Source organism: Apilactobacillus waqarii, assembly GCF_019061205.1.
Taxonomy (GTDB): Bacteria; Bacillota; Bacilli; order Lactobacillales; family Lactobacillaceae; genus Apilactobacillus; species Apilactobacillus waqarii.
Map to the genome: position 1 here is coordinate 76689 of NZ_JAHQYH010000007.1, position 8609 is coordinate 85297.

1 protein-coding gene is annotated in these 8609 nt (G+C 44.4%); it reads right to left on the reverse strand.

Translation table 11 applies throughout. The features are described 5' to 3' along the window. Positions 1 to 92 precede the first annotated feature (92 nt). The coding region (locus KTJ72_RS05425; protein WP_217304325.1) for a DUF5776 domain-containing protein at positions 93 to 8609 on the reverse strand (8517 nt) is incomplete at its 5' end.

Here is an 8609-nt window from a genome sequence, read left to right on the forward strand (position 1 = left end):
CTTAAAAATTTCTTAATTTTTTAACAGTATTTTTCTATATGTATACAAAAAAAGAGCCACTGGAATTAACCAGTGACTCTTTTTATTAGCAATTATTTGATAACTGCTTTAACAAATGTCTTGTTAGAAGTAATGTATTCATTCTTACCAACGTATAGACGAGTAATACCGTGGAATTTAACCACTTTACGTACATGGAATACTTCTCCCCTGTACAATCTTCTTACTGAATTACGTTTACTGAATGTCTTACCTGTATGGATCAATACTCCAGTAGGTTTGATTACACGATACTTCTTGAAGTGCTTCTTGTAGTATGCATTTTGTACCATTTGGCTTGCAGTTACAACAGCACCATTACTCAAACGGTATCTTGGGATACGGTTCTTGTAGTACTTCACACCGACAACTCTGAACACTGTTGAATTGTATCTTGTTGAGTAAGCATATTCTCTGATTCGAGTATGACGAGTGAATTTAACATGATTATGCGTAAAGATAGTACCTACGTTGTAGATGTATCTTGGCATATGTCTCTTCATTTCCTTCTTGTATGTCGCAACGAAAGTACGAGCATAAGTTGCAGAATGATGAGTGTAAATGTCCTTAGGAATTGCACGACGTTCTAGCGCCTTGTTAACTCCGGCCTTCCTACCGTGTGATCTTTGAATCTTAGTTTCATGTTTCAAACCTTGCTTGAAGGTGTAGGTGTAAACCTTGTCCTTGTTTAGAAGATCCTTAGCAGAAAGTTTCTTGTTTTTCTTAAGAGTTCTCTTAGCAGCTTCGATACCCTTTAGGTAACCATTGTAACCACTTACGAATGCAGCATCCTTAGTCTTAAGAATGTTACGGTTGGCCTTAGTGTCACCCTTAGCGGCAAGTCTCATTCCAGCTAAACCATCCATAGCTGTCTTGTAACTTTCCTTGTAGTATTCGTTATTTGACTTAGAACCACGTTTGTATAGAGCATCATAGAAACCGGCCTTAGCTTGAGCATATTGTTCTTTGTATGCCTTAGCAACTGCAGGATCGGTGATCTTAGGTGCCTTAGTGTTCTTCCAGAAGTCTAGAGGAGCAGAAGTATCTGTTGGAATACTTGCCTTACCCTTAGCATATCCGATACCAAATGCGATGTTGTAGTAAGCATCAGTTGAACCAGAATCAGTTGACTTACTGTTGTAACCGTTGTAGAAACCACTTAGGATTCCAGCATAAGCATCACGGTAAGCAACTGGGTCTGAACCTTCTGGAACAGGAATTTGACTTAGGTCAGCTGGTAGTTGCTTGTTAGCCTTTGCATCAGCAACAGCTTGAGCAACAGCAGCTTCAGCAGTAGCTAATCCCTTTTGGTAATCAGGATCTGAGCTACCAGTGTTTGGATGACCTTCAGCAACATCTTGTAGTGCTAATACATATTGGCTAGCTCTTTGACGTCCAGCAACAGCAGCTGGAGTGTTTGAAGTTGCGTCCTTGTCGTCTACACCATGTAGCTTGTCTAGGAATGCGTTAGTTGCATCCTTGTAACCTTGTGATTGAGCCTTTTGAGCTGCACCATTTTGACCGTTAGTTGCGTCTGGTTCGTTTGCGTTTGCAGCATCCGCACCAGCCTTAGCAACCTTTAGGCCATCTAGGTAAGCGTTCTTGAAGGCGTCACGGTAAGCGATTGACTTGTCGCCTAGGTTATCAGCGATGTATGCATCGATATCTTCAGGTTTGATGCTTCCATCAGTAGCAGCCTTGTTGTATCCATCAACTGTACCGTTAAATCCATCCTTTTCAGCTTGAGGAGCATTTGCATCTGGTTGCTTAGTTGAATCAGCCATAGCTTCTCCAACACCTTTAGCAGCATCTTGAGCACCCTTCAAACCAGTGAGATAAGCTGAATCCTTAGCAATTGGTTGGTTAGCATCGCTGACACGGCCACCGTTGTTAACAGCATCTTCATGACCCTTTTCAGCACGTCCTGCAGCTTCCTTAGCAACTTGACCTAGTCCTGCGTTGTCACCTTCAACAGATGGAACGTCGTTAATTGCCTTACCTCCAAGGTAAGCATTAACACCATCAGTTGCGGCTTGAGCAACAGCAGCTTTAGCCTTTTCGTAGTATGCCTTGTAAGCTTGAGCATTAGCTGGATCCATGCCTGCAGCGGTTGGATCTTCCTTAGCATTACCGTTGTTCTTCAAGTAGTCATTGATAGCGTTTTGAGTTGCTTGGTAAGCAACTGAACTCTTATCAATACCATTGTGATTCTTTAGTTCTGGATCCTTGTTTGCAAGAGCATCTTGGTAAGCCTTGTTTGCGCCACTTCTTGCCTTTTCGTATACAGCTTGAGCAAGAGCATTTGGAGCATATGATGAACCATTATCACTAGTGTCAGTAGCACCATTAGTTGATGCAGTTTGAGCACGTGATAATGCGTTCTTGTATGCAGCGGCGTATACAGGATCCTTAGCAGCTAGTTGACTAGCAGTTAATGGTTGTTCGCCATTCAATACAGCCTTGTATGCATCTTGAGTTGCATGGTATACGTTACCAGCATCTGTATTAGCATTATCACCATTGTATTGAGCATCCTTAGAAGGATCATCTGCTTGGGCGTCTGATAGAGCGTTTTTAGCATTTTCTAGACCCTTGTTGAATGCCTTGTCGTAAGCAGTAGTTGCGTTTGGCTTAGCTAATGTTGCAGCGTTTGCAGTTGAGTTGGTGTTGTTGTTATCAAACAATGCTTCGGCACCATCAGAAGCATTTTCCTTACCTTCAGCTAATGCCTTTTGGTAAGCAGCTTCGTATACTGGGTTGTTATCAGAAGTTGCGTGATCTCCTGGTTTAGCATTATTCTTACCGGCAACATCGTTAAATGCAGCAGCAGCACCCTTAGCAGCTTCATCACCATTTACAGAACCTGTATTTGGATTTGAGGCTACAGCATCTGGGTTAGTTTGAGCATCTTGATAACCATCTTGAGCATCTTTGTAACCTTCTTGGTTAGCAACTGCATCTACTGACTTGTTGTTAGGATCAGTAACGTGGTTACCTTCCTTACCATCTGAAGCGAATGCTTTGGCACCGTCTTGAGCAGCCTTAGCAGCAGCATCTTGAACAGTTGCATAAGCATCAGCGTAGATTTGAGCGTATGGCTTAAATTCATCTGGTACTTGACCGGCATTTGTAACCTTATCTAAACCATTCTTACCATCTGCTAATGCAGCCTTAGCGGCAGCAGCAGCAGCTTTAGCAGCGCCTTGTACATCTGGATCAGTTGATGTTTCACCTTGAGTAGGTTGAGCGTCGTCACCATTGTTTAGAACGTTGTCACGAGCAGCGGCAGCAGCCTTAGCAATTTCAACACCCTTTTGGTAACTTGCATCTGGGTTGCTTGAGAAGTCACCTGATGGGTTATTGATAGCAGCTTGGTAACCAGCAGTAGCTTGGTTGTAACCATTGCTGTGAGCATCCTTAGCAGCTTGTGCATCTTCAGTTGGGTTAGCAGCGGATAGACCTTGGGCAAAGTCTTCAACACCAGCATGTGCAGCAGCCTTAGCATCTGCATTAGCCTTGTCGTAAGCAGCCTTGTAAGCAGGGCTTACGTTGGTTGGTTCGTTAGTAGCACCAGTTTTACCGTCAGCGTAACCAGCCTTAGCACCAGCGTATGCTTGAGCAGCAGTGTCATCGTTAGGAACGAACTTACCATCCTTGGTAGTACCGTATTGGGCATCCTTGGTTGGGTCGTCTAACTTAGCATCTGTAATACCCTTAGCAGCCTTAGTAGCAGCATCGTTGTAAGCAGCTTGTTCCTTAGGTGTAGCATTCTTGTAAGCATTTGAGTTTGCAGCAGTTGCAGCAGTACCACCGTTTGCAGCAGTATCTTGAGCAGCGTTATCTACAGCAGCCTTGTACTTGTCGTATGCGGCATCAAATGTCTTATCGTATTGATCAGAAGGAGTAACACCTTGTGGAGTTGGGTAGTGACCGTTTACCTTTTCAGGTTTACCAGTACCGTCAGTTGCTTTGTCGTATGCTTGTTGAGCAGCTTGGTAACCAGCAGCGGCAATACCAGTTGGTTGTGATTCACCGTTACCGAATGCGTCAGCACCCTTACCGAATGCATCACCAGCAGATTCAATTGCTTGAACAAATGCAGCTTGCTTCAATGGATCGTTTGGATACTTAGCTTGTGCAGCTTGGTTAGCATCGTTCTTCAATTCGTCACCAGTCTTACCAGCATATAGATCAGGGTGATCTGTGTATTCGGTTTGACCAGCGTCGGCAGCTGACTTGATATTGTCATAAGCAGCTTGTTGGTTTGGAGTCAAGTTAGCTTTACCAGTTGAAGTACCATTTACAGCATCTTCAGCAGCCTTTTGGATTGCGGCAGCATCGTCAACACCTTGCTTGTATGCAGGGTTGTTAGCTTGCTTAGTAGCATCAGCATGGTTTGCTAGTCCGTCGTTCAAACCAGCAAGAGCAGCGTTTTGAGCATTGTTGTAAGCAGCCTTATCAGCTGGGTTATTTGGTTGTTGAGCCTTGTTACCATTACCAAAGTCAGTTAATCCCTTAGCAGCAGCATCCTTAGCAGACTTGTATGCTTGAGCATATGCTAATTGATCAGCTGGACTGTATTGGCTTTGATCTGCAGGCTTGTCATTATTGTTGTGGTTAATTGCATCGCTGTAAGCATTAGATGCAGCAATGTATGCGTCATCCATATCTGACTTGTTGTCAGGGTTGTTGTATCCATTTGCGTTTGCTAGGTCAGCAGCCTTGTCAGGTTGACCGTTTGCAACGTTTTGACTACCTTGAGCAGCAGCCACAGCGTTTTGAACGTTTTGTGCTTGTTGCTTAGCAATTGCATAAATTGGTGAGTCGCTCTTAGGATCATTTTGATCTGAAGCAGGTGTTTGTGAACCATCCTTCATACCAGCTAATGCATCCTTGTAAGCTTGAGCTTGAGCAGGATCACTGAATGTTTGAGTAGCCTTGGTTGGATCAGTAATTCCATTTGCAAAGTCCTTAGCGGCAGCTTGGTATGCAGCTTGTAGTGCATTTCCAGCTTTAATACCAGCTTGTTCGTTTGCGTTTGAAGGATCTGAATTACCTGACTTACCACTTAATGCTTCGGCCATACCCTTGTTAGTGTCATGCTTAGCAGCATCGTATACAGCTTGTTGAGCTTTGTTATCGTCACTTGGACGAGCAGCAGCTGAACTTGGGTTTGCAATTGAATCTTGACCAGCCTTGTTAGCATCTACAGCATCTTGGATTGCTTTTTGGTAAGCAGCCTTGAAGTCTGGACTTTGTGAGTCAAAGTCAGCCGGACGGTCTGCCTTTGTAGCATTTCCGTTCTTAGCCTTAACTGCAGCCACGGCAGCAGCGTAACCCTTGAAGGCGTCAGTAGCTTTTTGGTCCCCTTGAAGGTCAGAAGGGACGTTGTTTGCATCTGGAGTAGCTTGTGACTTAGCTTCCTTAACACCCTTTTGGTCAGCTCGTCCTTGAGCGTAAGCCTTTTGGTAAGCTGGAGTCTTCTTAGCTAATTCGTCGCTACTCATTGGTTGTGTAGTTGGGTCACTTAGACCTTGTTCATAACCATCATTTGCATCAGTAACACCTTGAGCGTAGGCCTTCTTAGCTGGGTCTGTGCTGTTTAGATCGGAAGCAACATCCGCATTTGACTTCTTACCGTTCAATGCGTCGTTAGCACCACGAGCTGCTTCACCGGCTGCCTTAGCATCTTTAAATGCTTGTTGGTCAGCTGGATCTGAGTTATCTGCTGTAACACTAGGATTATCATCCTTACCAGCGTTATAACCCTTGATAGCATCATTGTAAGCATTCATGTATGATTGCTTGTCTGATACACCAGCAGGAACGTCATTAATGCTATTAATTCTTGAAGGTTCAGTACCATTAGCAGAGGTATTTGCAGCCTTGATTGCATCCATTGCATCCTTCTTAGCTAATGCTTGTGAGTTAGCAACAGCGTATACAGGTGATTTATCATTAGCATTCGTTCTACCTTGAGCTCCGTCAGCGATTGCCTTCAAAGCTTCTTGGTATACTGGGTCATTTGCATTGGCTGGGTTTGAAGCCTTAGTTGGGTCAGTAATACCATTAGCATAATCCTTAACAGCAGCTTCGTACTTAGCCTTGTCGTTAGCACCAGCTTGTTGACCAGCTTTTTCGTTACCATTATTAGTATCTGCAACTGATTTGCCAGTTAATCCTTCTGCATAACCCTTGCTTGCATCAGCTCTAGCAGCATCGTATACAGCAGCTTGAGCTGGGTCACTTGGACGAGCAGCAGCTGAACTTGGGTTAGCAACGGAATCTTGTCCAGCCTTGTTAGCGTCTACAGCATCTTGGATTGCCTTTTGGTAAGCAGCCTTGAAATCTGAAGATTGTGAATCAAAATCAGTTGGACGGTCAGCCTTAGTAGCATCGCCCTTAGCAGCCTTAACTGCAGCTACGGCAGCAGCGTAACCCTTGTAAGCGTCAGCAGCTGGTTTGTTATTTGAGATGTTACTTGGTACGTTGTTAGCATCTGGAGTTGATTGTGACTTAGCAGCATCAACACCGGCCTTGTCAGCTTGTCCTTGAGCGTAAGCCTTTTGGTAAGCAGGAGTTTGCTTAGCTAAATCGTCATTACTCATTGGATTTGCATCGCTTAGACCTTGTGCGTAACCGTTGTTAGCTTGAGTAACACCTTGAGCATAGGCCTTCGTAGCTGGATCGTCGCTGTTTAGATCACCGGCAACATCATCGTTTGACTTCTTACCACTCAATGCATCGTTTGCACCACGAATAGCATCACCAGCAGCCTTACCAGCATTAAATGCGTTTTGGTCAGCAGTGTCATTGTTATCAGGTTGAGCTGATGTATTGTTCTTACCAGCGTTGTAACCATTGATAGCGTCGTTGTAAGCATTCATGTATGATTGCTTATCCTTAGCTGGAGTTTGAGCTAGTCTTGGATCGCTTAGGTCATTGATTGGTTGTGGGTCAGTACCCTTAGCAGCATCCTTAGCGATTTCTGCTTGAGCATCCTTTGAACCTAATGCTTGTGAGTATGCAACAGCATATACAGGTGATTGGTTATCTTCAGATGTTTGATTAGTGTTACCAGTCTTTACATCATTCAATGCTTTCAATGCTTCTTGATATACAGGATCGGTTTTATCAGCTGTGTGTGTAGCTTGGCTAGGATCAGTAATACCATTAGCAAAGTCAGCTAAAGCATCATCATATTTTTGCTTGTCAGCAGCACCCTTGTTGTTACCTTGAGTTTCGCTAGCATTATTGCTGTCTGATACTGGTTTACCAGTTAATCCTTCAGCATAACCCTTTTGAGCGTCATTTGCAGCAGCCTTGTAAACGTCGGCTAATGCAGCAGGAACTGGGGCTTGAGTATTTGTACTATCTGGAGTTAATTGTGAAGCAATACCTTGTTCAGCAGCTTGCTTAGCATCTTCTAACGCAGCGTTGTAAGCGTTGTTGTATGATGCAGGCTTGGTTGAATCATTGCTTTCAGGTAGTGAGTCTAGGTCCTTACCCTTAGCAGCCTTAACCGCAGCGATAGCATCAGCAGCACCCTTAGCGGCATCTGAGCCATCAGAATTACCGTTTTCAGCACTTTGGAAACCAGCCTTATCGTTAGCAGCAGCAGCAGCACCAGTGTTATATGCGTCTGTAGAGTTGGCTGGATCAGCAGCATTACCCTTCAATGCAGCAAGATAACCTTGTTTAGCATCGTCGTAACCCTTAGTATAGTTAGAATCACTTTGGGTATTAGCCTTACCATCGGTAAATGCCTTAGCACCTTGAACCTTTAGTCCATCAGCCTTGGCAGCTTCGAAGGCAGCTGAACCAACAGCATCATCCTTGATACCAGCAGAAGCAGCAGTAGCAGTTGGGTCAGTGTTTTGGTATGCCTTAACAGCAGCAGCGTATGCCTTGTCGTATACGTCCTTGTTGTTGGCGTTACCATCAGTAGGAGCTAACTGGCTTCCAGTCTTTCCGGCCTTAACGTCAGCCTTAGCTTGAGCAATAGCAGCTTGAGTGTCAGCGTAAGCTTTTTGTTCTGTTGGTAAGTCATCGTTACCAGTAGCAGTATCAGGGCTCTTATCTGCAGCAGCACCATCAGTTAATGCTTTTGCGTAGTTGTAACCTTCAACAGCAGCGGCTGGAGAAGTTGGAGCACCTTGACCCTTCATTGCAGCTTCGTAACCATCCTTAGCAGCGTTGAAACCGTCTAATTGTTTACCAGTTAAACCTTGAGAAGCGCTTGGGTCTTCTGGGTTCTTGGCGTTCTTAAGAGCGGCGATTCCTTGACCGTAAGCGAAACCATCTTTAGTTGCTTGATCAGCGTTAGCTGGAGCTTGGTCAGTTGGTTTAGCCTTTTCACCTTGCGCTTTTCCGTCATTAAAGTTGTTGTAAGCGCTAGTGTAGTCAGAATTCTTGTTAGTTGATGAAGCTTGTTTACCATTTTCAGCATCACTTACACCCTTGGCAATGTTGTAACCCATCTTGTATGCAGGTGTTTGGTTTGCAGCAGGTGTGTCAGAACTACCTGCTTGACTAGCAGCAGTCGCACCGGCAGCAGCATCATCCTTAAC